Source organism: bacterium (assembly GCA_004322275.1).
Classification (GTDB): Bacteria; Desulfobacterota; Deferrisomatia; order Deferrisomatales; family BM512; genus SCTA01.
Window position 1 is genome coordinate 16,833 of the sequence record SCTA01000001.1, and the last position, 24,236, is coordinate 41,068.

Below are 24,236 nucleotides of genomic sequence, written 5' to 3' on the forward strand. Positions count from 1 at the left end.
GCTATTTACATACCCTTCCCAATCTCCCCCTTCCTTGACTCCCTCGACTGCCGCAATTAGAATCGGCTTTCGGCGGTGTGCCGCGACCTTCTGAATTCTCACGCAAACGACGGAAATCAACTGACATGGCGGGGATTACGCTTCACGCGGGAAATCGCATGGAACCTCTTGCCGAGGCGCTTTCCGGGGTGGTTGCGGCCCCGCTTGCGGACCCCTTCGCCGTCGAGCGGATAATAGTGCCCAACCGGGGCGTCGGACGCTGGCTCTCCCTCTATCTCGCCGAAAAGCGCTCCGTCTTCACGAACTTCTCCTTCCTGAGTCCCGACGGTTTCTTCGAGGAGGCAAAGGCCGCGCTCTTTCCCGGCGAACCCCGGCAGGAGTATTTCTCTCCCGAGGTCATGACCTGGCGGCTGATGAGGAAGATCGGCGAACTTCAGTCCGGACCGTCTTTCGCCGAGGTGAGGGGGTACACGCGGGCGGGCGAGACCGGCGCGGGGGATGAACTCTTCCGGCGGCTCCAGCTCTCCGGGAAACTCGCCCAGCTCTTCGAGCTTTATCAGGTCTTCCGCATAGGCAAATTGAAGGAGTGGGAGGCAGATCCCGGAGGGGACTGGCAGGGGGAACTCTGGCGGGAGCTTGCGCGCGAATACCCCGGCGGCGACAAGGCTTCGCGCTTCTTGCGGCTGGCGAACCTTCCCGACGGCTTCGTCCCGCCTCCGGGCGCTCTTCCCGAGCGGGTTTCTCTCTTCGGCACCGCCCTTCTGGCCCCGGTACGCCTTCAGATTCTCATCTCGCTCTCCCGCTTCATGCGGGTCGATCTCTTCATTCTGAATCCATCCCGCGCCTACTGGGGCGACATCGTCTCCGGGAAGGAGATGGCGAAGCTGGCCGCGAAAACGGGAATCTCGCCGGAGGAACTGGGTATGGAGAGGGGGCACCCGCTGCTGGCGTCTCTCGGGAAGCCCGGAAGGGAGTTCTTCGAGAGCGCCCTGTCTCTGGGGCTGGAGGCGGAGGAGTACTTCCGGAAGCCCAGTGGCGATTCGCTCCTCGCCATGATTCAGGGCGATATCCTCGACCTCGCCGACCCCACCGTAGCGGGGGAAAAGAGAGTTTTGCCGGAAGAGGACAACTCTATCGACATCCGCTCCTGCCACGGTCCGGTGCGCGAGGTGGAGACCCTCCACGACTACCTTCTCGGCCTCTTCGAGAAAACGGAAGGGCTGGAGCCGAGAGACATCCTGGTGGCGGCGACCGACATAGAGACCTACGCCCCGATAATAGAGGCTGTCTTCGGCGGCGAAAGAGACCCAGGCCGCCGCATACCCTACACCATCGCCGACCGCTCCGCGCGCTCCGGCGGAAAACTGGCCGGGATATTCCTACGCTTTCTGGAACTCCCCTCCGGGCGCTTCACCGTATCCGAGGTGGTCGAAATTCTCGAAACCGAAGAGGTCATGAAACGCTGGGGGTTCGAGGCGGGCGATTTGGAACTGATAAAAGGGTGGATTGAGGCCACAAGGATCAGGTGGGGCAGGGACGCCCTCCACCGCGAGAAAGAGCTCTCTTTCGCCTACGAGGAGAACAGCTGGCGCGCGGCTTTCGACCGCCTCCTCCTCGGCTACGCGATGGGCGGCGGGAGGGAGGAGTTCCGCGGGATTTTGCCCTCCGGCGAGATCGAGGGGAGCGAATCCCGCACCCTCGGGCGGCTCATCGAGTTTTGCGAATTCCTCTTTACCTGCGGCGATTCGTTTTCGGTTCCAAAGACCCTTTCGGAGTGGAGCGCGGCGCTGCTGGACTCCTTCGGAAACCTCCTCGAAGCAGGGGAGGAAGAGCTCGGCGAGGAGAGGACGATTCGGCAGGCGATAGGAAAGCTGGCCGAACTTGAAAGCCTTTCGGGGTTCGCCGGGCCGGTCGATCTTCGCTCCGTGAGGACCCTCCTGACAAAAAATTTCGAGGAGAGCGGTTCCGGGGGCGGGTATCTGCGGGGTCGCGTCACCTTCAGCGCCCTTCGGCCCTTCCGGAGCCTCCCCTTCAGGGTAATCGCCCTTCTGGGGATGAACGACACGGTTTTCCCGCGCGCCGAGCGCAGGCAGGGGTTCGACCTCCTCGCAAAAGAGCGTCTCCCGCAGGACCCCTCGATGAGGGAGGAGGACCGCTACCTCTTTCTGGAACTGCTCCTCTCCGCCAGGGACAACCTCTACGTCAGCTATTGCGGCCAGTCGCCGCAGGACAACTCCGAAAGGCAGCCCTCGGTGGTGGTGAGCGAGCTTGTCGACGCCGTGGAGGAGGGGTTTCGCCTCCCCAGAGAGGGGAAGGTGCGGGAAAAACTGGTGAGAAGGGAGCGGTTGCAGGGTTTCAGCCCCTCCTACTTCGAGGACGGCGCTTTTCGCAGCTACTCGCGTGAAAATTTCGAGGGGGCGAAAGCCCTCGCGGGAGAGCGGAAGGCCCCCGCCTCCTTCCTCCCTTCGCCCCTTCCGGACCCCGGACCGGAGTGGCGGATTGCCTCGCCCGCTTCTTTCACTAAATTCTTTTTGAATCCCGCAGGGTTTTTCATGACCGGGAGGCTCGGCCTCCGCTTTTTGAGGCCGGAAGAAGGGCTGGAGGACCGCGAGACCTTCGCCCTTTCCGGGCTGGAGAACTACAAGCTCATCGGGGAGATGGTCGAGGCAAGGCTCAGGTGCGAGGTCCGTCCCGGAGAGCTTTCCCATCTCAGAAAGCGCGGCTTTCTGCCGCCCGGAAGCGCCGGGGAGGGGGTTTACTGCGAACTTCTGGAATCGGCGGCCTTGCTGACCGCCAAGGTCTCGGAGCGGATGGGCGGAGCCCTTCCCTCTACGTTGGAAGTTTCGGTCAGGGCGGGGGAGATTGAAATTTCAGGTCCGCTTTCCGGCGTCACTCCCGGCGGCCTTCTCCTCTACCGGCCCGGCAAGCTGCGGGACAAGGATATCGTCGAAGGCTGGGTGCGCCACCTCCTCTGGAACGCCGCGGACACCGCCGCTGCTCCCAAACGGACCTTTTTCACGGCACGGGACAAGGAAATTTCCTTCCGGCCCGTTGACGGCGCTCAAGCCCTCCTCGACAGCCTGGGCGCGCTCTTTCTTCGCGGAGGGATGGAACCGCTTCATCTCTTTCCCTCGACCTCCCTGGAGTACGCGAAGAAGGTGCGAAAGGGGGAAACGCCCGAAAAGTCCTTTAAGGCTGCTCTGGAGAAGTGGGAGGGGAAAGAGCAAACCTCCGGGGAAGGACTCGATCCCTACATGCAGCGCTGTTTCGGCGAGACAGGCCCTTTCGCGGGCGATTTTGCGGCCATTGCCGAAACCTTCTTCTTTCCCCTTCTCGACCACATGGAAAAGCCGTGAGCGGGCGGCTCCAACCCGAATCCTGCCCTCTTTCGGGGGTGAACCTCGTCGAGGCGAGCGCGGGCACCGGCAAGACCTACGCCATAGCCGCCCTCTATTGCAGGCTCGTCGCCGAGGAAGGGTACAAGGTCGATGAGGTGCTGGTAGTAACCTACACCGAAGCGGCCACCGAAGAGCTTCGCGGTAGGATACGGGAGCGGCTTCGCGAGGCGCACGGGGCCTTCGGCGGAAAGGAGACAAAAGACCCCTTCCTGAAGGCCCTCATTGCAAGTTCCAAAGATCCCGAACGGGCGAAAAGGGCGCTCTGGTCCGCCCTCTGCTCCTTCGACGAGTCGGCGATACACACCATTCACGGCTTTTGCTTTCGCGCCCTCTCGGAGAGCGCCTTCGAGAGCGGTTCCCCCTTCGACGCCGAGCTGATGGAAGACGTGGACTCGGCTACAAGGGAAGTCGTTGACGACCTCTGGCGGCGGAAAATTTTCACCGCCGCGCCTCTCTTCGCCCGCTACGCCATGAAAAACGCCGCGCCGGAGGAGCTTTTCTCCCTCGTCGGCCGGTGGGGGACGAGGGAGGGGCTGACGGTGATCCCCTCGCTGACCGGCACCACCCTCCAGCAGGCGGAGGAGCGCTTCAACCGGGTTTTCGAGGAGTTCCGGACGCTCTGGGAGGAGCGGCGCGAGGAAGCCTGCCGTCTTCTCGGCTCCGGCTGCCTCAAGGGAAACGTCTACAAGCCCGACAGCATTCCGGAATGGGGCCTGGACGTTGACCGCTACCTCAGGGAAGGGGGAACCGGAAAGCCGCCCGACAAGCTCGAAAAGTTTTCCACACCCTCCATCGAAAAGAACGTAAAGAAGGGGTTCGACGCGCCCCAGGATCCTCTCTTCGACCTCTGCCGGATATTTATTGAGGCGGCGGGGGAGCTTGAGAACGCGCTGGAAGGGGAGCTTCTTCTTCTGAAATCCGAGACTCTCAAAGAGGCGAGGCAGGCGCTTAAAAAGCTGAAAGGGGAAAGAAACCTCCGCCACTTCGACGACCTTCTGACCGACCTTCGCGACGCGCTACGCGGCGAAGGAAGGGAAAGGCTCGTCGAGAGCCTGCGGAAACGCTACCGGGCGGCCCTGATAGACGAGTTTCAGGACACCGACCCGGTACAGTACGAAATCTTCAAGACCGTCTTCGGCGGGGGGCCGCTCTTTTTAATCGGCGACCCGAAGCAGGCGATCTACGGTTTTCGCGGAGCGGACGTCAACGCCTATATCGCCGCCGCGACGGAGGCTTCGCGGAGCTACACTCTCGACGTCAACTGGCGCTCCGCGCCGGATCTCATAGGAGCGGTCAACTCCGTTTTCTCCAACGCCCCCGGCCCTTTCGGCAACGAGAGGATTCCCTTCCACCCCGCCTCGCCCGCCGACAGGGATCACAAGCTCCTCGAATTCGACGGCGAGCCGGATAAGTCGCCCTTCAAGGTGTGGTTCATGCGAAGGGGCGAAAAGGAAAAACCGATAGGAAAGCTGGAGGGGAGGCAGTCCGCAGCCGCTGCGGTGGCGGGGGAGATTGTCAGGCTCCTTTCGGGAGGCAGGGAAGGAAGGGTTACCGTCGGAGGAGAGCCGCTCCTGCCCGGCGACATCGCGGTGCTGGTGCGGACCAACAAGAACGCCCTTCTGGTGAAGGACGCGCTGACGAACCGCCGCGTCCCTTCGGTCATCTGCACCGATGAGAGCGTCTTCGAGAGCCGCGAACCCCGGGAGCTTTTGCAGATCCTTCACGCGATAGCCAACCCCGCCGATTCCCGGATCGCCAGGGGAGCGCTGGCCACGGACATCCTGGGGGGCGACGGCGGATTGATCGCCCGTATGGAGGGGAGTTCGAGCGAGTGGTTCGGGCTTGCGGAGCGGTTTTACTCCTACAGGGAAGAGTGGCGAAACAAGAGTTTCGTCGCGATGGCGAGGAACTTTCTCTCGGCGGAAAAGGTCCGGCAAAACCTCCTTTCCTTCCCGGACGGCGAAAGAAGACTCACCAACCTCCTCCAGTGCGTGGAGCTGCTGGAAAAGGCGGACGAGGAGGAGAAGCTGGGGGTCGAGGGGGTCATAAAGTACCTCTCGTCGAAGGTCGCGGACCCCGGAAAGAACCCCTCCGGCGAGCACCAGCTTCGCATCGAGACCGACGAGCGGGCGGTGAGGATAATAACGATCCACAAGGCCAAGGGGCTGGAATATCCGGTGGTCTTCTGCCCCTTTGTCTGGGACTCCTCAAGCCGCCGTAAGGAGGCGGAGGTGGCCTGCCGCGACGAGGCGGACCCGCAAAAGGTGATTCTGGACCTCGGCAGCCCGCTACTGGAAGAACACCGGGAGCGGAAAAGACGCGAGGATTTCGCCGAGGAGATGCGCCTTCTCTACGTCGCCCTGACGCGCGCCTCCGCCGGTCTCTACCTCGTCTGGGGAGGGTTCAAGGAGGCCGGGGACCGCGCCCTGAACGGTCTCTTTCACCCCTCGGCAAAGACCTCCGGCGGCAAAAAGGATCTTTCCGACGATGAGATGCTGGCGGACCTTGAAAGCTTGTCGCAGCGGTCCGGCGGCAGGATTGCGGTAACGCCGATGCCGGAACCCTCCGGCGAGCCTCTTCCGGGGGAAACCGGCGTTAAGACCGGGCTCTCGCTGCCCGCGTTCAGGGGAACCATAGCGAGCGAATGGTCGGTGACCAGCTTTTCCGCCCTTTCCTCGGGAAGAGCCCACACCGAAGAATTGCCCGACCGCGACTACCTCGGCCGGGAGGCAGAGACAAAGACCGGCGGCGAGGAGGGTGGCCGGAGGAATATCTTCGCCTTCCCGAAGGGGGCGAAGGCGGGCGATCTTTTCCACTCCATCTTCGAGATCGCCGGTTACGGGGGGGAGACGACGCTCGAGCTGCTCGACCTTGCCGCCGGAAAACTCGATTTCTACGGGTTTTCGACCGCGTGGAGCGGGGTGGTGGCCGAAACCGTGAACAGGACCGTCAACGCCGTCATGGGCGGCGACGGGCTGACCCTCCGGGGACTTTTGGAGCGTGACCGGATGAACGAGGTGGAGTTTCTTATCCGCCTCGGCAGGATTACCGTAAGGGACCTCTCGCGCTGGTATGAGAAGCACGGGGGCGGCGGATTTTCGCCCCAAATCCCGCAACTCGTGGAAAAACTGGAATTTTCGCCGGTAAAGGGAATTCTCCGTGGGTTCATCGACCTCGTCTTCCGGCGCGAAGGAAGGTATTACCTGCTCGACTGGAAATCCAACCACCTCGGAAACTCGCCCGAAGCCTATATACCCGAGAAACTCGAAAGGGCGATGGCCGGGAACTATTACTTTTTCCAGTCGCACCTCTACGCCGTGGCCCTTCACCTCCACTTGCGAAGGACCCTTCCGGGCTACGACTACGACACCCATTTCGGCGGGATCGTCTACGCCTTCATCAGGGGCGCGGGCGGTTCGCCGGGGCAGGGGTTTCACCGCTCCAGGCCGACGAGGGAGTTCGTGGAGGGGCTCGCGGAGTTTCTCACCCGGGGAGGTGAAGCGTGAACGGCGAATTCTCCTTTCAGGAGTCCGAAGGCGCCTTCTCCCCTCTGGCGAGGCGCTTTGCCGATTTGCTGCTGCGCCTTTCCCCCGGGGCGTCCAGAGAGGCCGGGCTGGCGGCGATGCTGGTTTCGCGTGAGGTCGACAGGGGCAACGTCTGCGTGGAGTTGAAGAAGTACGCTTCGACTGTCCTTGAAAACGGCGAGAGCGCGCCGCCCTTCGGGGAATGGACCCGGATTTTGCTGGAAAGCGGCGTCGCGGGAGAGCCCGGAGAGTGGAAACCCCTCATTCTCGACGCGAAGGGCCGCCTCTACCTTCGCCGTTACCACGAGTACGAGACCTCTCTCGCCCGTTTCGTGGGCGAGGGGAGCTGCTTTAATCCTTCCGGCGCGGATACGGCGCTTCTAAAAGCGTCGCTCGGGCGGCTCTTCCCCGCTAGCGGCGAGAATCCCGATCTCCAGCGCGTTGCAGCCCTCGTCTGCGCCACGAGGCGCTTTTCCGTTATCTCAGGCGGCCCCGGAACGGGGAAGACCCACACCGTGGTGAAGGCGCTGGCGCTGATTCTGGAACTTAACGGCAGGCCGCTGAAGATAGCGGTGTGCGCTCCCACCGGCAAGGCCGCCGGAAGGCTGGGAGAGGCGATACGGGCCACCGTCGGAGGTATCGACTGCCCGGAGTGGGTGAAAAACGCTATTCCGAGGGAGGTCTTCACGCTGCACAGGCTCCTCGGTTTCGGAAATCTGGCGGGTTCCTTCGCCCACGGGCCGGAAAATACCCTCGCTCACGACCTGGTGGTGGTGGACGAGGCCTCGATGGTCGATCTTCCCCTCATGGCGCACCTCGCCGGGGCTTTGAAGGGGTCTGCGAAGCTGATGCTGGTCGGCGACCGCGACCAGCTCGCCTCGGTGGAGGCCGGGGCGGTTCTCGGCGACATCTGCGGGGCCGGGGGCGCGGAGGGGTTTACCCCCAGGTTCGCCGGTTTCATACGAGAGGTCTCCGGCGACGGGGTCGAAACCACCGGCGAGGGAGGAAACAGCCTCTCCGACGCGATAACGATACTCAGGAAGAGCTACCGCTTCAAAGTCGATAGCGGCATAGGCGAGTGCGCCGGAGCGGTCAACCGGGGCGACGGCGAAGGGGCTCTCGCCCTCCTTTCCTCCGGCTCCCGCGAGGACGCCGTCTTTGAGGAGCTTCCCCCGGTAGCGGGTTTTCACCGCAAGCTCTCCGCGCTGGCGCTTTTGAAGTTCGAGAAGTTCCTCCGGTCCAAAACGCCCGGCGAAGCTCTGGCCGAGTTCTCCTCCTGGAGAGTGCTTTGCGCTTTAAGAAAAGGACCCTACGGAGTCGAGGATATTAATTCTCTCATCGAGAGGGCGCTTTCGTCGCGGGGGCTTATCGACTCCCAAAAGCGCTGGTACGCGGGAAGACCGGTGCTGATAACCAGAAACGATTACAACGCGGGCCTCTTTAACGGGGACGTGGGCGTGACGATGTCCGACCCGGAAGCGGGCGGCGAGCTTCGGGTCTTTTTCCAGAGCCCCGGCGGGGGCCTTCGGGGGCTTCATCCGGCGAGGCTGGGCGAACACGAAACTGTCTTCGCCATGACGGTCCACAAGAGCCAGGGCTCCGAGTTCGAGGAGATACTCCTCGTCCTTCCGCCGGGAGAGAGGGCGGGGATTACCCGCGAGCTTCTCTATACGGCGATGACGAGGGCGAAAAGGAAAGTGGAGGTGTGGGGCGAAGGGGATTCCTTCGTGAGCGGTGTGAAGAAGCGGGTAGAGCGCTCCTCGGGCCTTCGTGACGCCCTCTGGGGCTGAGGCTTCACGCAGAAAAACAAAAGGGAGCTAATGGGATGGTCGCCCCTTTCCCTGACGGCATCAAAGTGCCAAAGTGGGAATGGTAAGTTCCACTTAACGGATGAAAGGGGCGACCATCCCATTAGCGCTTCGCGCGAGAATGACGAGTAGGTATTGTCGGCTTTCGTTCCTCAAGCGCGACCTACGCGACTACCCCTCGATTTCCGCATTCGTGGGAATGACGGTTAAGGTTTTGTCGCCTTTCGCTACGCTCAAACGACCTACATAATATTCCCTCTTCCTTTGTCTGAACCCACCAAAGTGTAGGAACCTACAAATTTGAGGGTACCCGCGTCGGCCGGTTATAAGGGGGCCTGTTTTTCTTCCGAATTAATTATTCCAATCATATCGAGTAGATGCGTCAAAGCGGGTTTCCGTAAAGGGGCCGTGGCACGGCGGTTGCTATTAGTCTTGGCGAACCAGTCGTACACCACATCCAAAAAGCATTAGGCTCAAGGAGGCTCCCGGAAATGTTTAAGAAGACGCAAAAACCGCCGACCCCCGAAGAGGTGAGAGATTACCTCGTAGATAAGTTCCCGACAAAGATCGCCCGTAAGAGGGCGAAGCAGATCGTCGTCAATTCCTGCGAGGACGACGGCTCCGTGCCGGAGATTCTCTCCAACACCAGAACCACTCCCGGCGTCATCACCCAGCGCGGCTGTTCGTACGCGGGGTGTAAGGGCGTTATCCTCGGGCCGGTGCGCGACATCCTCACCATCACCCACGGCCCGATAGGGTGCGGCTTCTACAGCTGGCTTACCCGCCGCAACCAGACCCTTCCCGATTCCCCCGAGTCGCCGAACTACATGACTTACGCGCTCTCGACCGACATGCAGGAGTCCGACATCGTCTTCGGCGGCGAGAAGAAGCTGAAGGAGGCCGTCCGCGAGGCCTACGGCCTCTTCCAGCCCAAGGCGATAGCGATCTGTTCGACCTGCCCGGTCGGCCTCATCGGCGACGACGTTCACGCCGTCGCCCGCGACATGAAGGCGGAACTCGGCATCAACGTCTTCGCTTTCAGTTGCGAGGGCTACAAGGGCGTCAGCCAGTCGGCGGGCCATCACATCGCCAACAACGGCATCTTCGCCCACGTCGTCGGCACCAAGGAAGAGGGCGTACCGGGCAAGTTTAGGATCAACATGCTGGGAGAGTACAACATCGGCGGCGACGCTTTTGAGATCGAACGCCTCCTGAAGGCCTGCGGCATCACGCTGGTCGCCAGCTTCAGCGGCAACGCCGATTACGACCAGTTCGCCAGCGCCCACACCGCCGACCTCAACTGCATCATGTGCCACCGCTCGATCAACTACGTGGCCGAGATGATGGAGACCAAGTACGGCATCCCGTGGATAAAGGTCAATTTCATCGGCGCCGAGGCTTCAGCAAAGTCTCTTCGCAAGATAGCCCAGTACTTCGACGACCCGGACCTGAAGGCTCTTGTCGAGAAGGTCATCGCCTCGGAAATGCCGGAGGTCGAGAGGGTTGCGGCCGATATCGCCGCCCGCACCACCGGCAAGACCGCGATGCTCTTCGTCGGCGGCTCCCGCGCCCACCATTATCAGGAGCTTTTCAAGGAAATAGGCATGAAGACGCTGGCCGCCGGTTACGAATTCGGCCACCGCGACGACTACGAGGGGCGCGTCGTGCTTCCCTCCCTCAAGCCGGACGCCGACAGCCGTAACATCGAAGAGCTTGACGTACACCCCGACCCCGAAAAGTTCTCTCCGAGAAAGAGCGACGAGGAGATAAAGAAGCTCATCGCCGAGGGGCTAAGCCTGCACGACTACGAGGGAATGATGAAGGACATGGAGGAGAACACTCTCACCATCGACGACATCAGCCACCACGAGACCGAAAAGCTCATCGAGCTCTGGCGTCCCGACGTATTTTGCGCGGGCATCAAGGAGAAGTACGTGGTCCAGAAGAGCGGCGTGCCCTTAAAGCAGCTCCACAGCTACGATTACGGCGGCCCCTACGCCGGGTTCAAGGGTGCGATCAACTTTTACCGTGACATCGACCGCATGACCTCTACCCGCATCTGGCGCCACATCAAGGCCCCCTGGCAGGTAAACCCGGAAATCACCGCCGAATTCGCAGCGGCCTGAAAAGAAACCAAAAGGAGAGATAAAAATGCTTCTTCGCCATACCAACCCGGAAATAACCGAACGGCAGGCGCTGTCGGTAAACCCGGCAAAGACCTGCCAGCCCATCGGAGCGATGTACGCGGCGCTCGGCGTCCGTAACTGCTTCCCCCACAGCCACGGCTCGCAGGGGTGCTGCGCCTACCACCGCTCCACCCTTACCCGCCACTACAAAGAACCGGTAATGGCCGGCACCAGCTCCTTCACCGAAGGCGCTTCGGTCTTCGGCGGCGGCGCGAACCTGACCCAGGCCATACAGAATATCTTCGCCCTTTACGAGCCGGAGGTGATAGCTGTTCACACCACCTGCCTCTCGGAGACGATAGGCGACGATGTCCCCTCCTTCGTCCATCAGGCCACCGAAAAGGGTTTCGTACCTGCGGGCAAGCGTGTCATCCACGCCAACACCCCCAGCTACGTCGGCTCGCACGTAACCGGCTTCGCCAACATGACGAAGGCTCTGGTTGACTACTTCGCCAAGAAGAGCGGAACCCCGAACGGCAAGGTAAACGTTGTTCCCGGCTTCGTCGAGCCCGCCGACATGGCGGAAATCAAGAGGCTTTCGGCGGCGGTGGGGGCGGATGTCATCCTCTTCCCCGACACCTCCGGCGTCCTCAACGCCCCCCTTACCGGCCATCACCGGATGTTCCCCGAGGGCGGCGTCACCACGGCCCAGCTCGCCTCCACCGGCGACAGCCTCGCAACCCTAGCGCTCGGCTACGAGGCCTCAAAGCCCGCCGCCGAGGCGCTCGACTCCAAGTGCAAGGTTCCCTCAAGGATTCTTGACCTTCCCATCGGCCTTCTGGCCACCGACCGCTTCATAGATGCGCTCCGCCAGGTCGCGGGCGTTGAGGTTCCCGACGCGGTGACGGTGGAAAGAGGCCAGCTCATCGACGTAATCGCCGACATGGAGCAGTACCTCCACGGCAAGAAGGTCGCGCTCTCCGGCGACCCCGACCAGCTCGTCGCTCTCACCGAGTTTTGCGTGACCCTCGGCATGATACCCGTCCACGTCGTCACCGGCACTCCGGGCAAGGCCTTCGAGCGCCGCATCGAGGAGATCGTCTCCGAGACCGGCCACAGTGTAAACGTCAAGGCCGGAGGAGACATGTACTACTTCCACCAGCTCATCAAGAACGAGAGAGTCGATCTCATCATCGGCAACACCTACTGCAAGTACATCGCCCGCGACGAGGACATCCCCCTTATCCGCCACGGCTTCCCCCTGATGGACAGAATCGGACACATCCTCTTCCCGACCGTCGGTTACCGCGGCGCGATGCGCCTTGTAGAAAAGATGCTTGACGCGATTCTGGACCGCAAGGACAGGGATTCGCCGGAAGAGAGCTTTGAGCTCGTAATGTAGTGCAGTGATTCAAGAGAAGACCAACTGATTAATAAAGAAAGGTAGAAGGCCATGAGAAAGGTAGCTATTTACGGAAAAGGCGGAATCGGAAAGTCCACGACGACACAGAACACGGTGGCGGGACTGGCCGAAATGGGCAAGAAGGTAATGGTGGTCGGCTGCGACCCCAAGGCCGACTCGACGAGACTCCTTCTGGGCGGCCTCGCCCAGAAGTCCGTCCTCGACACCCTTCGCGAGGAAGGCGAGGAAGTTGAGCTCGAAGACGTCTGCAAGGACGGTTACGGCAACACCATCTGCGTAGAATCCGGCGGCCCCGAGCCGGGCGTCGGCTGCGCCGGACGCGGCATCATCACCTCGATCAACCTCCTCGAAGCCCTCGGCGCTTACGACGAAGACAAGAATATCGACTACGTCTTTTACGACGTTCTCGGCGACGTTGTCTGCGGCGGTTTCGCCATGCCGATACGCGAGGGCAAGGCGCAGGAAATCTACATCGTCGTCTCCGGCGAGATGATGGCCATGTACGCCGCCAACAACATCTGCAAGGGCATCAAGAAGTACGCCGACGCGGGCGGCGTCCGCCTGGGCGGCCTCATCTGCAACAGCCGCCTGGTCGACAACGAGCAGGAGATGATCGAGGCTCTGGCCGCAAAGCTCAGCACCCAGATGATTTACTTCGTCCCGAGAAACAACCTGGTCCAGCGCGCCGAGATCAACCGCAAGACGGTCATCGAATTCGATCCCGCCGACGAGCAGGCCGATCACTACCGCAACCTCGCCAAGGCGATCGACCAAAACCAGATGTTCGTAATACCGACTCCCCTCGAAATCCCCGAACTCGAAAAACTCTTAATGGATTACGGGCTCTTCGGCTAAGCGCCGGCCCCAAGGAGAATCAAGATGCTGATGATACGAGCAATTGTACGCCCCGAAAAAGCCGCCGCCGTAATGCAGGCCCTGATGGACGCCGGTTACCCGGCCGTCACCAAGATGGAAGTCACCGGCCGCGGCAAGCAGAGGGGCCTCAAGGTAGGCGAAGTCACCTACGACGAACTGGCTAAGGAGATGCTGATGGCGGTCGTCAACGAATCCGACAAGGAGCTCCTCCTCAAGGCCATCACCCGCGCCGCCCGCACCGGCGAAAAGGGAGCCTACGGCGACGGCAAGATCTTCGTCAGCCCGGTTGACGAAGTCTACACCGTCTCCAGCGGCACCCGCGAAGCATAAGGACAGGGGTCAAAAATGAAAGAGATTCTTGCCGTAATACGGATGAACAAGATCAACCAGACCAAGGCTTCGCTGGTTCAGGCGGGCTACCCCTCGATGACGGCGGTGAGGGTGATGGGACGCGGCAGCAAACCGGTGGATTACGAGGTCGTGAAGGCCGCCTCCACCCAGACCGACCCCATCCCCGAGGTTCTGGACAGGCTTACCGCCCCGCCGCGCCTCATCGCGAAACGCATGATAAGCCTCGTGGTCCCCGACGAAGCGGTACCCGTCGTGGTCAAAACCATAATCGAAGCCAACTCCACCGGGAGCGCCGGTGACGGAAAGATTTTCGTACTGCCTGTGATGGACGCCATGCGCGTTCGCACCTACGAGACAGGCGACGCGGCCATCAGCGAAATGGCCGGGAACCAGGGAGGCTGACCGTGGAAAAACCCAAGTTTCACATACTCGTCTGCGGCAGTTTCCGCGGCGCCGAAGCCAAGGGCGTCTGTCACCAGAAGGGGTCGCTGGCCCTCCTCCCCTACCTGGAGTCTGAGATAATCGACAGGGGCCTCGATGCGATGGTCTCTTCCACAAGCTGTCTCAAAGCCTGCGACCACGGCCCCGTTATGGTGGTCTACCCGCAGGGCGACTGGTACGGCAAGGTGGACGAGGAGGCGATAGACACCATCCTCGACGCGCTTGAAGCCGGCGAAACCGCCGGGGATTACCTTATCTGAAAGAAGTCCCCTGGGGGCGACCCCAGGGGAACTTCATCCCTAAAGTCAGGAAAAGAAAATGGCAGCCGAAGAGATTTTAAAGGAAAGGGAAGGGCAGATCCGGGAAAAGGGAACCGGGGAGTTCGCCATCGAGTGCGACAAGCCCTCCCTTGCCGGTGCGGTGAGCCAGCGCGCCTGCGTATTTTGCGGGGCTAGAGTCGTGCTCTACCCGATAGCCGACGCCCTCCACCTCGTCCACGGCCCCGTCGGCTGCGCCTCCTACACCTGGGACATAAGGGGAGCCCTCTCCTCCGGCCCCGAGCTTCACCGCCTGAGCTTTTCGACCGACCTTCGCGAGAAGGACATCATCTTCGGCGGCGAGGAGAAGCTCTACAAATCCCTCGTCGAGCTCATCGACCGCCACTCGCCGAAAGCCGCCTTCGTCTATTCGACCTGCATCGTCGGCATCATCGGCGACGATCTCGAAGCCGTCTGCCGCCGCGTCGAAGCGGAAAAGAAAATTCCCGTGATTCCGGTTCAGTCCGAAGGCTTCAAGGGCAACAAGCGCGCCGGCTACAACGCCGCCTGCCGCGCCATGTTCCGCCTCGTCGGAAGCGGTCCCACGGACAACATCTCCCCCGTCTCGGTAAACCTCCTCGGGGACTTCAACCTCGCCGGAGAGATCTGGATAGTGCGCAAGTACCTCGAAAGGATGGGCGTCGAGGTAGTGGCCAACGTCACCGGAGACGGAAGGGTCGAGGATCTTCGCCGGGCCCACGGGGCGGCTCTGAACGTCGTCCAGTGTTCCGGCTCGACGATGGATTTCGCGAAGCTGATGCGGGACGAGTACGGGACTCCGATCCTTCGGGTCTCCTACTTCGGCATCGAGGACATGGCCCAGGCTCTTTACGACATCGCCGATTTTTTCGCCCCGAAAGACCCCGGCATAGTCCGGCGCACGCAGGAACTCGTCCGCGAGGAGATCGGAAAGATACTTCCCGCGCTGGAGCGCTACCGCAAAGACCTCACGGGCAAGAAAGCCGCCCTTTACGTCGGCGGCGCTTTCAAGGCCTTTTCCCTCATCAAGGCTTTCCGCCTTCTGGGTATGCAGGTCGTGATGGCCGGTTCCCAGACGGGAACCAGCGAGGATTACGAGGAGCTTCACAGCGTGGCGGACGAGGGGACGGTCATAGTGGACGACGCCAACCCGCTGGAGCTCGTCAAGTTCATCAAGGAAAAGGGCGTGGACGTGCTGGTCGGAGGCGTTAAGGAACGCCCAATAGCCTACAAGCTTGGCATAGGCTTTTGCGACCACAACCACGAGCGGAAGATCGCCCTCGAAGGGTTCGAGGGGATGGAGAATTTCGCCGCCGAGATACACCGCACGGTGATGAGCCCCGTCTGGCGCTTCGTGCCCCGGAAATGGGGCGAAAATGGGTAACACCGGCTACGTCTCGACAACCAACGCTTGCAGGGTTTGCGCGCCGCTGGGGGCCTGCATGGCCTTCAAGGGCGTCCGGGGAGCTGTCCCGCTCCTCCACGGCTCGCAGGGCTGCGCCACCTACATGCGCCGTTACATCATAAGCCACACCAGAGAGCCGGTGGACATAGCCTCCTCCTCGTTGGGCGAAAAGGAAGCGGTTTACGGCGGAGCCGCCAATCTCAAGGAAGCGCTCACGAACGTCATCAGGAAATACTCCCCCGAACTCATCGGCGTCGCCACGACCTGCCTCACCGAGACGATAGGTGACGACGTAAGAGCGATCGTCGGCGAATACCAACGGGAAAACCCCGGCGAAAAGACCAGGATAGTCCGCGTTTCGACGCCGAGCTATCAGGGAAACCACGTCGAGGGATTTCACGCGGCGGTTCTCGCGCTGACCGACGCCCTTGCGGTCGAGGGCGGCGAAAAGATTCCGGCTCAGGTCAACCTCTTCCCGGGGTTTCTCTCTCCGGCGGACATCCGCCACCTCGCCCTGATACTGCGCGATTTCGGCCTCGACCCGATAATCCTTCCCGACTACTCGGAGACCCTCGACGGCCCCGCGGTAGCCGAATACAGAGCTCTTACGCCCGGCGGAACCCCCGTGGAGCGAATCGCCGCGATGGGAAGAAGCGCCTTCAGCATCGAGCTCGGAAGGACGCTTTCGGGCGCGACACCGGCGGAGCTTTTGAAGGACCGCTTCGGCGTACCCTTCTTCCGGCTGGGCACGCCCGTCGGACTTCGTGAAAACGACGCCTTTTTTGAAGCGTTGTCGCTGATTTCCGGCCGCCCGGCGCCCGAAAGTTACGTCACGGACAGGGGCCGTCTCATAGACGCCTACGTTGACGGCCACAAGTATCTTTCAGGACGCCGGGCGGCCGTTTTCGGTGACGAGGACCTGACAGTAGGGTTCGTCTCCTTCCTCTCCGAGATCGGAGTGCAGCCCGTACTTTGCGCCACCGGCGCGGAAGGAAAGCGCTTCGGCGAAGTTATCGGGGCGGTGACGAAGGACCTTCTGCTTGAGCCGGTAAAGATCGCTTCCGGCGCTGATTTCGACGAGATAGCCCTCCTTGCCGAAGAGCTTTCGCCCGGTTTTCTGGTGGGAAGCTCGAAGGGATACCAGATAGCAAAGAAGCTGGACGTACCGCTCATACGGATGGGCTTTCCCATCCACGACCGCTTCGGCGGGCAAAGAACCCTCCACGTCGGCTACTCGGGCGCGCTGGGCTTTTACGACCGGATCGTCAACACCCTTCTGGAACGCGAACAGCAAAATAATGCCGTGGGTTACTCCTATCTTTAATCTTGCGGCCGAGGATCGAGGTAAAACATGAACGCACAGCCAAAAACAGTCAAACACCCCTGCTTCGACAAGAGTTCCGAAGGCGTCTGCGGCCGCGTCCACCTGCCGGTCGCGCCCCAGTGCAACATAAAGTGCGGCTACTGCGACCGCCGCCACGACTGCGTTAACGAATCCCGCCCCGGCGTCTCCACCGCCGTCCTGACTCCGGCGCAGGCGGGAATCTACCTCTCGGGAATCCTCGCGAAAGAGCCCAGAATCTCGGTGGTGGGCATAGCCGGCCCCGGCGACCCTCTCGCCAATCCCGAGGAGACTTTCGGCACCCTTCGCGAGGCTAAAAAATTAAATCCCAACATCATCGGGTGTCTTTCCACCAACGGCCTGATGCTGCCGAAGTACGCCGGCGAGATCGCGGAAAGCGGCGTGACCCACGTCACCGTTACTGTCAATGCAGTCGATCCCGAAATCGGCGCAAAAATCTACGCCTGGGTGCGCGACGGCAAGGTAATCCGCCGTGGCAGGGAGGCCGCCGAATACCTCCTCGAACGCCAGCTCGAAGGAATCCGCGCGGTAAAGGAAAAGGGATTGAAGGTGAAGGTCAACATGATCCTCATCCCCGGCGTGAACGACCATCACGTCGAAGCGGTCGCCGAGAAGATGGCCTCCCTCGGCGTGGACGTGCTGAACGTCATGCCGATGGCCCCGGTGGCGGGCACTCCCTTCGAGAACGTCCTGGAGCCCACTCCCGAAATGATGGAGGCGGCCCGCGCCAAAGCGGAAAAATTCCTCCCGCAGATGAGACATTGCAGGCGGTGCAGGGCGGACGCCGCCGGACTTTTGGGAGAGGACCGCTCCCGCGAGTTCGGCCCCTACCTGAAGGAGTGCGCCGAGATAATACCTATCGACCTCCGAAACCGCCCCAACGTCGCGGTCGCGACAAGGGAAGGACTCCTTATCAACCAGCACCTCGGCGAGGCCGATTCCTTCCAGATATGGTCCAAGGCCCCGGAGGGGTTCAAACTCGTCGAAACCAGAAAAGCTCCCCCAAGCGGCGGCAACGTCGAACGCTGGAAGGAACTGGCCTCCATTCTCTCCGACTGCCGGGCAGTGCTGGTAAGCGGTTTCGGGAAGGTCCCCGAAGCCGTTCTGGAAGCGGAAGGACTTACCCTCCTTGAAATGAGCGGCTTTATCGATATGGGCCTTAGCGCGGTCTACGAGGGGAAGGGGCTCGGAGCGCTTAAAAAGCGGTCTGCCTCGGGTTGCCGCAAAAGCTCCGGGTGCGGCGGCGACGGAGGCGGGTGCGGCTGAGCCGTATTTTTTGACGGCCCCCGCCGTGGTGATAAAATAAAGGCAACCCCTTTTAGCGGCGCATTACAAGGAGAGAATCATGAAGAAATTTCTTATTCCTGCGTTTGTTTTGGGTTTGGCCTTTGTTTTCACGGGCGCGCTGGCCGCCGAGCTGGACCCGGCGAAGAAACTTTTCGAGGAAAAGTGCGGCAACTGTCACCCGACCGAGAAATCCGCGGCGGTCTCGAAAGATCCGAAGATTCTGGCGGATACTGTAAAGCTGATGATGAGCAAGAAAGTTGGTTTCATAAGCGACGCCGACGCCAAAATCATCACCGACTACCTGTTGAAGATCGGCGGGAAGTAAGCGGTCTCGCACGATTGAAAAAACAAAGGGGCCTCCCGAGCGGGAAGCCCCTTTCTGTTTTTGAAAAGTCCGTTTTTTACCCGATGTTCTCGCAGTGGAAGGCCTCGAAGTGGGCCTGCGGATGGAGGCAGGCGGGGCATTTTTCCGGGGCTTCCTCCCCCTCGTGAAAATAGCCGCAGTTGCGGCAGCGCCATCTTGTCTTTTTGTCGCGCTTGAAGACCCTTCCCTTTTCGATGTTTTCGGCGAGGGCGCGGTACCTTTCCTCGTGGTGTACCTCCGCGACGGAGACGTAGTCGAAAAGCTCCGCTATCTCCAGAAACCCTTCCTCTCTGGCGACGGCGGCGAACCCCGGGTAGAGGCGGGAGTGCTCCAGAAGCTCGCCGTTGGCGGCGTGGATGAGATTTTCAAGGGTGTTGCCGAGCACCCCCGCCGGATAGGTGGCGGTAATTTCGAGATCGCCCCCCTTGAGGTACTTGAAAAACCTCTTGGCGTGCTCCTTTTCCTGATTGGCGGTCTCCTCGAAGATCGCGGCTATCTGCATGTAGCCTTCCTTTACCGCCGCGCTCGCGTAGTAGGTGTAGCGGTTTCGCGCCTGCGCCTCGCCCGCGAAAGACTTGAGCAGATTCTTTTCCGTTTTGCTGCCTTTGAGTCCCTTCATCATTTTTCTCCCAGGGGGTCAGCCCCCGAATACCATCTTCATTCCGAAAGCCCGCGCCACGTCGAGGCCGCTGTCCCTTACCCCCTGCTGCACCTTGAGGGGTTCCGAGGCCATTTTCATGGAGCAATCCCTTTCGAGGTAGAGAGCTACGATATAGGGGGCTTCGCCGCTCCAGCCGCAGGAGCCGAAAGCACCGGCGTATTTGCCCTTTATGGAGGAGGCGATAAGCTTTTCCAGAAACTCACGCGCCGCCGGGACCTCTTTCCCCTCCTGCGTGGGAGTGCCCACAGCAAGAGCGTCGAACCTTTCGAGTTCGAGGATATCCGAAAGATCTTCCATTTTGAAGAGCCTCGCTTCTCCTCCTGCGAGGGCGACCCCCTCGGCGATAGCCTTTGCCAGCTTTCCCGTTTCGCCCGTCTGGGTGGTGTAAACTATAGCGACTTTTCTCATGACTCCTCCGGTTCACAAAGATAAAATAAATATTTTTTAGCACCTGAAATCACCGAAGAAAATTGTAATCCGAAAATTGCAGTATATTTTAAACTAACGAGTTTTTTTTCCCTGGCCGCGCCGTCGCCGGAGAGGACCGATTTGAGAAAACGCATAGGTGAGGTTCTGATAGAAGCGGGTGTGATATCGGAGGAAGTGCTCACAGCCGCCCTCGACATAGGCAAGAGAACTCCGGGAAAGAGGCTGGGACGAGTCCTCGTCGCGATGGGAGCCGCCGACGACGTGGCGATAGCCAAGGCGCTCTCAAGCCAGCTTCGGCTGCCTCTCGTGGATCTTCGGGACAAGCGGTTTCCCCTTGAAGTCACAGGGCTTTTGCCCCGCAACCTGATCTACCGGCTTCGCGCCCTCCCCATCGAGGTCACCGGGGACACGGTTACAGTCGCCCTGGCCGATCCCCTCGAAAAATACGCCCTCGAAGAGATACGTTTCGCCACGAGGATGAAGGTGACCCTAGCGGTCGCGCCGGAGAGCGAGATCGTAAAAGCGATAGAGGTCAACGTCCCCAACATAGGGAGCCTCAAGGCCGGTGACACCGCTAACGCTATCCACGACAAGGGAGTGGAATTTCTGGAGGTCTCCCAGCCCAAGGAGGCCATAGAGGATATCCAGAGTCTTGCTGCGATCTCCCAGCGGCCCCCTCTCATAAGACTCGTCAACGCCATCTTCGCCGACGCTATCGAGATTGGCGTGAGCGACGTCCACATCGAGCCGAGCACCGATTCGGTGGTGGTGCGCTACAGGCTGGACGGAATTCTCCGGGTCGCCATGACCGTTGACGCAAAACTCCATCCGGCGATTGTCTCAAGGATAAAAATTCTCTCCAACATGGACATTTCCGAACGCAGGAAGCCGCAGGACGGCAAGGCGCAGGTGCGTTTCGGCGAAAAGACCCTCGATCTGCGCGTATCGACAATCCCCACGACTCACGGGGAGAGCGTGACCGTCCGTATCCTCGACCCGAACCGCACGGCTATGGTCCTTGAAACCCTCGGCTTCGCCCAGCGGGAGTACGGCCTTTTTATCAACGCGCTTAAAACCCCGCAGGGAATAATACTGGTCACCGGCCCGACGGGAAGCGGTAAATCGTCTACCCTATACGCGGGCATAAATATCCTGAACGAGCCCACCGTGAAGATAATAACCGTAGAGGACCCGGTGGAGTACCATATCGACGGCGTGAATCAGGTGCAGATACTGCCCAAGGCGGGGATAACCTTCGCCTCGGGCCTTCGGGCGATACTCCGGCAGGATCCCGACATAGTGATGGTGGGAGAGATACGCGACAAGGAAACCGCCACGATAGCGATTCAGGCCGCGCAGACCGGCCACCTGGTCCTTTCGACCCTTCACACCAACGACGCGCCCTCAGCCGTGGTGCGCCTCCTCGATCTGGGGGTGGAGCACTTTCTGATAACGGCCGGGGTAATCTGCGTGGTCGGGCAGAGACTGGTGCGAAGGATTTGCCAGAGCTGCAAGGTGGAGGCGGTGATTGACAGCTACACCATTTCGAGGCTGGGAAGCCTCATAGACCCGCAGAATCCTCCGCCCTTCTACAAGGGCAAGGGCTGTCCGCTCTGCCGTGGAAGCGGCTTTATCGGAAGGGTGGGCATTTACGAGTGCCTTCCCTTCACCGAAAAGGTCACTGAAATGATAAATCCCGAAACCTCCGTCAAGGCTTTAAAGAGGGCGGCGTTCCCCGAGGGCTACAGACCGATGTTCTTTGACGGGTTCGAGAAGGCGCTAAAGGGGCTTACGGCGATAGACGAGGTTCTCCGGGTGACGGGAGGCACGACCCTTACTCCCGAGGACGTGAACATGCTGGACGAAGAGCCCTCCTGGCTTGAATCGACCCTGCCTCACATCTCGGAAACCTTCCGGGAAAGCATGAAGGCGCAAAAAACCCAATAATACCTTTTAGGGATGGGCAGGGATTCCGGCGGTTCAGATACCGTCGGTACTCCTGCGCCCCGCGCCCTTTTCCCTCTCGTAAAGCTCCTCGAACTTTTCGTGGATCCCCCTCTCGAAGAGAAGCTCCACGATCTTCGGGTCAAGCTCCCCATGCTCTCCGCAGCTCTTCATAATCCTGTAGATTACTTCCGGGGGCATGGGCTTTTTGTAGGGGCGGTCTTTCGCGCTGAGAGCCTCGTAGAAATCCGCTACCGCAAGGATGCGCGACTGGAGCGGAAGGTCGGTTTCGGCGATTCCCCGGGGGTAGCCGGTCCCGTTGAGCTTTTCATGGTGCTGGGCGGCGTAAACCGGGACGTTTTTTAGTTTTCCGGTCTTGTCGAAGGGTACCTCGGCGAGGATTTTGGCGGTATCGACGACGTGCTGGCGCATTAGGGCTATCTCGTGCTCGTTGAGGCTCCCCTTGCGGATCGACAGGTTCAGCGTCTCCTCAGCGGTCAAAAGAGGCCCACCGCCGCTTACCACCCCCGACCTTCGCCTGTAGATATCATTCAGTTTCGCCAGCATCTCGTCGCTCATGAACTCGCTTGGCTGGTTCACACTCTCTATAAAAGAGTAATCGGCCATGAGGGCTTCGGTCTCCTCTTTGGCCCTCGCCATTTCCGGGCTTTCCTCCACCTTTTCGCCGTCGCCCGAGACTCTCGCCCCAAAAGCGCGGAGCGCCCGCGCTTCGGCTTCGAGTACGGCCGCCGTGAAGCGGCTCTTTACCAGCTCGATCCTGTCGAAGACGGTCTGGAGCTTGGTGGATTTGTCCATGACCCAGGTCGGCGTGGTTATCTTGCCTACGTCGTGGAGCCAGCCGGAGATGCGAATCTCGCTCATCTGGTCTTCGGTGAAATGCACTCCGGCGAAAACGCCCTCGCCGCAGGCGTTTATCTCCTCCGCCAGCAGGGTGTTGAGTTTCGCGACGCGCTGCACGTGGTTGCCGGTGTAGGGCGATTTGGCGTCCACCGCCGTAGCCATGACGCGGATGAGCGACTCGAAGAGGTCTCTGACCTCTTTTATCAGCTTTGCGTTGGTGAGCGAAATCGCGGCCTGGCTCGCGAAGGCGCTTGCGATGGGCTCGACCTCCCGGGGGAAGGGGATAACCGTCTTTTGCGCCGGATCGGTGCAGTTGAGGAGCTGGAGGACGCCGATAATCGTTCCCTCGTGGTCGTGCATCGGGACCACGAGCATCGAGCGCGACCGGTAGCCGGTCTTCTCGTCGTAACGCCTTGGCCCGGTGAAATCGAAATCGCTCGATTCGTAGACGTCGGGGATGTTGACGAGCGTTCCCGTCAGCGCCGCGTAGCCGGAAACGGCGGACCTTGTTATCGGAACGGGAGCGAGGGTTATCGGCTCGCTGCCGGGGCCGCCGAGGCGTATGCCGAGGGTGTCGTTCTGGATGATCTTGAAGTCCAGAAAACCGCCGTTCACCGTGTAAAGGGTGCCCGCGTCCGCCAGCGTAAGTTCCCTGGCGTAGCTGATTATCTTTTCGAGGAGTTTTTCGAGATTGGTCTCGGCCGAGAGGGCGATGCCGACCTCAACGAGCTTCGCCGTGCGGGAGGCGTCGAGAGTCAGACCGGCGGACTGGGTGAGGGGCATGTGACCTCCGCTATGAGTGACGGGATATTTACATTTCGTTTCCTGCTATTTCACACGCTAGCATTTTGAGACCGTCGCGGTCAACGAGCCTGAAGTCACCGGGAGGCTGTTGAAAACGTCGCGAGAAGCCCCGGATTCAAGGAGACGCGCAACGAGAAGCGAGACATAACCGGGTGTTAGGCGAGCTTTGAGAGAGCACGCGACTAAGAAGGCGGGGCTCGCAGCAGTTTTTTGAGCAGCCTCCCCGATTAAAACTCTACTACTATCTCCTCGATACCCTTCCTCCACTTCGGCGGCATAAGGGTCTTGTCCGGCGCGAAATAGCCGACGGCCATGATGAGCGGTATCCAGAACCTGCCGGGGATGTTGAACTCCCTGCGTATCCCCTCGCGGTCGATGCCGTCCATCGGGTGGGTTTCGAGGCCGAGGCATTTACCGGCGTACATGAGGCTCATGGCGAAAAGACCCGCGTTCTTGCAGGCGAAGGCGAGCGAGGCGTCCGGGCTGTCGCCGTAGATGGATTTGCAGGCCTCCATGAACCAGTCGTGCTGGGCCTCCACCAGTCCCCCCACCGTGACCATGTTGTTGAAGACCTTCTCGGCGGTGGGGTGCCCGGCCTTCCACCCTTCCTTGTCCCCCAGCACGATGAAAACCACCGGAGCCTCGGAAACCTTCGGCTGGTCCCAGGCGACCTTCCTGAGCCGCATCTTCTTTTCCGGGTCCTTGAGGACGATAAGGTTCCAGGGCTGGAGGTTGAAACTCGAAGGGGCCTTGGAGGCGAGTAGAATCATCTGCTTCAAGGTCTCTTCCGGGACGGGGCGGTTCGGGTCGAAAAAGTTGACGGCCCTGCGGCCTTCAAAGATATCCCTGCAGTCCATGTCCTTCGCTCCTGAATG

At 60.8% G+C, this 24,236-nt stretch carries 18 protein-coding genes; 14 read left to right on the forward strand and 4 right to left on the reverse strand.

Annotated elements, in window-relative coordinates; genetic code table 11:
• Positions 1-125: 125 nt before the first annotated feature.
• The 13 genes from recC to EPN96_00090 all read left to right on the forward strand — a co-directional run bounded on the left by recC (position 126) and on the right by EPN96_00090 (position 18,623).
• Positions 126-3,356 carry an exodeoxyribonuclease V subunit gamma gene (recC, locus tag EPN96_00030; GenBank protein TAL18778.1) on the forward strand — a complete coding sequence of 1,077 codons (3,231 nt, stop codon included), beginning with the start codon at positions 126-128 and terminating at the stop codon, positions 3,354-3,356.
• Positions 3,209-6,904: an exodeoxyribonuclease V subunit beta gene (gene recB / locus EPN96_00035; protein TAL18779.1), complete on the forward strand. Its 3,696-nt coding sequence runs from the start codon at positions 3,209-3,211 to the stop codon at positions 6,902-6,904. The genes recC and recB overlap by 148 nt, the downstream gene beginning before the upstream one ends.
• Positions 6,901-8,712 (forward strand): exodeoxyribonuclease V subunit alpha, encoded by a 1,812-nt coding sequence (recD, locus tag EPN96_00040; GenBank protein ID TAL18780.1) that lies wholly within the window; start codon positions 6,901-6,903, stop codon positions 8,710-8,712. The genes recB and recD overlap by 4 nt, the downstream gene beginning before the upstream one ends.
• A 509-nt stretch (positions 8,713-9,221) precedes the next feature.
• On the forward strand, positions 9,222-10,856 hold the full coding sequence (nifD, locus tag EPN96_00045) for a nitrogenase molybdenum-iron protein alpha chain (protein TAL18781.1): 1,635 nt from the start codon (positions 9,222-9,224) through the stop codon (positions 10,854-10,856).
• 25 nt (positions 10,857-10,881) lie between these two features.
• Positions 10,882-12,258, forward strand: coding sequence for a nitrogenase molybdenum-iron protein subunit beta (nifK, locus tag EPN96_00050; protein ID TAL18782.1), 1,377 nt, complete (start codon positions 10,882-10,884; stop codon positions 12,256-12,258).
• Between the two features lie 51 nt (positions 12,259-12,309).
• Positions 12,310-13,134: a nitrogenase iron protein gene (gene nifH, locus EPN96_00055; GenBank protein TAL18783.1), complete on the forward strand. Its 825-nt coding sequence runs from the start codon at positions 12,310-12,312 to the stop codon at positions 13,132-13,134.
• Between the two features lie 24 nt (positions 13,135-13,158).
• Entirely contained in the window at positions 13,159-13,485 is a 327-nt protein-coding gene (locus tag EPN96_00060; protein ID TAL18784.1) for a P-II family nitrogen regulator, read from the forward strand.
• Positions 13,486-13,500: 15 nt separating this feature from the next.
• Entirely contained in the window at positions 13,501-13,908 is a 408-nt protein-coding gene (locus EPN96_00065; GenBank protein TAL18785.1) for a P-II family nitrogen regulator, read from the forward strand.
• A 2-nt stretch (positions 13,909-13,910) separates the two neighbouring features.
• Positions 13,911-14,207, forward strand: coding sequence for a (2Fe-2S) ferredoxin domain-containing protein (locus EPN96_00070; protein TAL18786.1), 297 nt, complete (start codon positions 13,911-13,913; stop codon positions 14,205-14,207).
• 58 nt (positions 14,208-14,265) lie between these two features.
• Positions 14,266-15,627, forward strand: coding sequence for a nitrogenase iron-molybdenum cofactor biosynthesis protein NifE (gene nifE, locus EPN96_00075; protein TAL18787.1), 1,362 nt, complete (start codon positions 14,266-14,268; stop codon positions 15,625-15,627).
• Positions 15,620-16,972, forward strand: coding sequence for a nitrogenase (locus EPN96_00080; GenBank protein ID TAL18788.1), 1,353 nt, complete (start codon positions 15,620-15,622; stop codon positions 16,970-16,972). Before nifE ends, EPN96_00080 begins: the two co-directional genes overlap by 8 nt.
• A gap of 27 nt (positions 16,973-16,999) precedes the next feature.
• A complete protein-coding gene (locus EPN96_00085) occupies positions 17,000-18,277 on the forward strand; it encodes a radical SAM protein (protein ID TAL18789.1) in 1,278 nt (425 codons plus the stop codon).
• A 79-nt stretch (positions 18,278-18,356) separates the two neighbouring features.
• Entirely contained in the window at positions 18,357-18,623 is a 267-nt protein-coding gene (locus tag EPN96_00090; protein TAL18790.1) for a cytochrome c, read from the forward strand.
• Positions 18,624-18,699: 76 nt separating this feature from the next.
• On the opposite strand, the gene EPN96_00095 is transcribed toward EPN96_00090, so the two are convergent.
• Complete coding sequence (locus tag EPN96_00095; GenBank protein ID TAL18791.1) at positions 18,700-19,281, reverse strand: rubrerythrin family protein; 582 nt, start codon at positions 19,279-19,281, stop codon at positions 18,700-18,702.
• 18 nt (positions 19,282-19,299) lie between these two features.
• Positions 19,300-19,731: an FprA family A-type flavoprotein gene (locus EPN96_00100; GenBank protein TAL18792.1), complete on the reverse strand. Its 432-nt coding sequence runs from the start codon at positions 19,729-19,731 to the stop codon at positions 19,300-19,302.
• Positions 19,732-19,872: 141 nt separating this feature from the next.
• Here EPN96_00100 and EPN96_00105 point away from each other — a divergent pair, with 141 nt between their 5' ends.
• Positions 19,873-21,699 (forward strand): type II/IV secretion system protein, encoded by a 1,827-nt coding sequence (locus EPN96_00105; protein ID TAL18793.1) that lies wholly within the window; start codon positions 19,873-19,875, stop codon positions 21,697-21,699.
• Between the two features lie 33 nt (positions 21,700-21,732).
• Here the strand turns inward: EPN96_00105 and EPN96_00110 are convergent, their stop codons facing one another.
• Both EPN96_00110 and EPN96_00115 read right to left on the reverse strand, forming a co-directional pair.
• Positions 21,733-23,340, reverse strand: coding sequence for a GAF domain-containing protein (locus EPN96_00110; protein ID TAL18794.1), 1,608 nt, complete (start codon positions 23,338-23,340; stop codon positions 21,733-21,735).
• 248 nt (positions 23,341-23,588) lie between these two features.
• Entirely contained in the window at positions 23,589-24,218 is a 630-nt protein-coding gene (locus tag EPN96_00115) for a nitroreductase family protein (GenBank protein ID TAL18795.1), read from the reverse strand.
• Positions 24,219-24,236 lie beyond the last annotated feature (18 nt).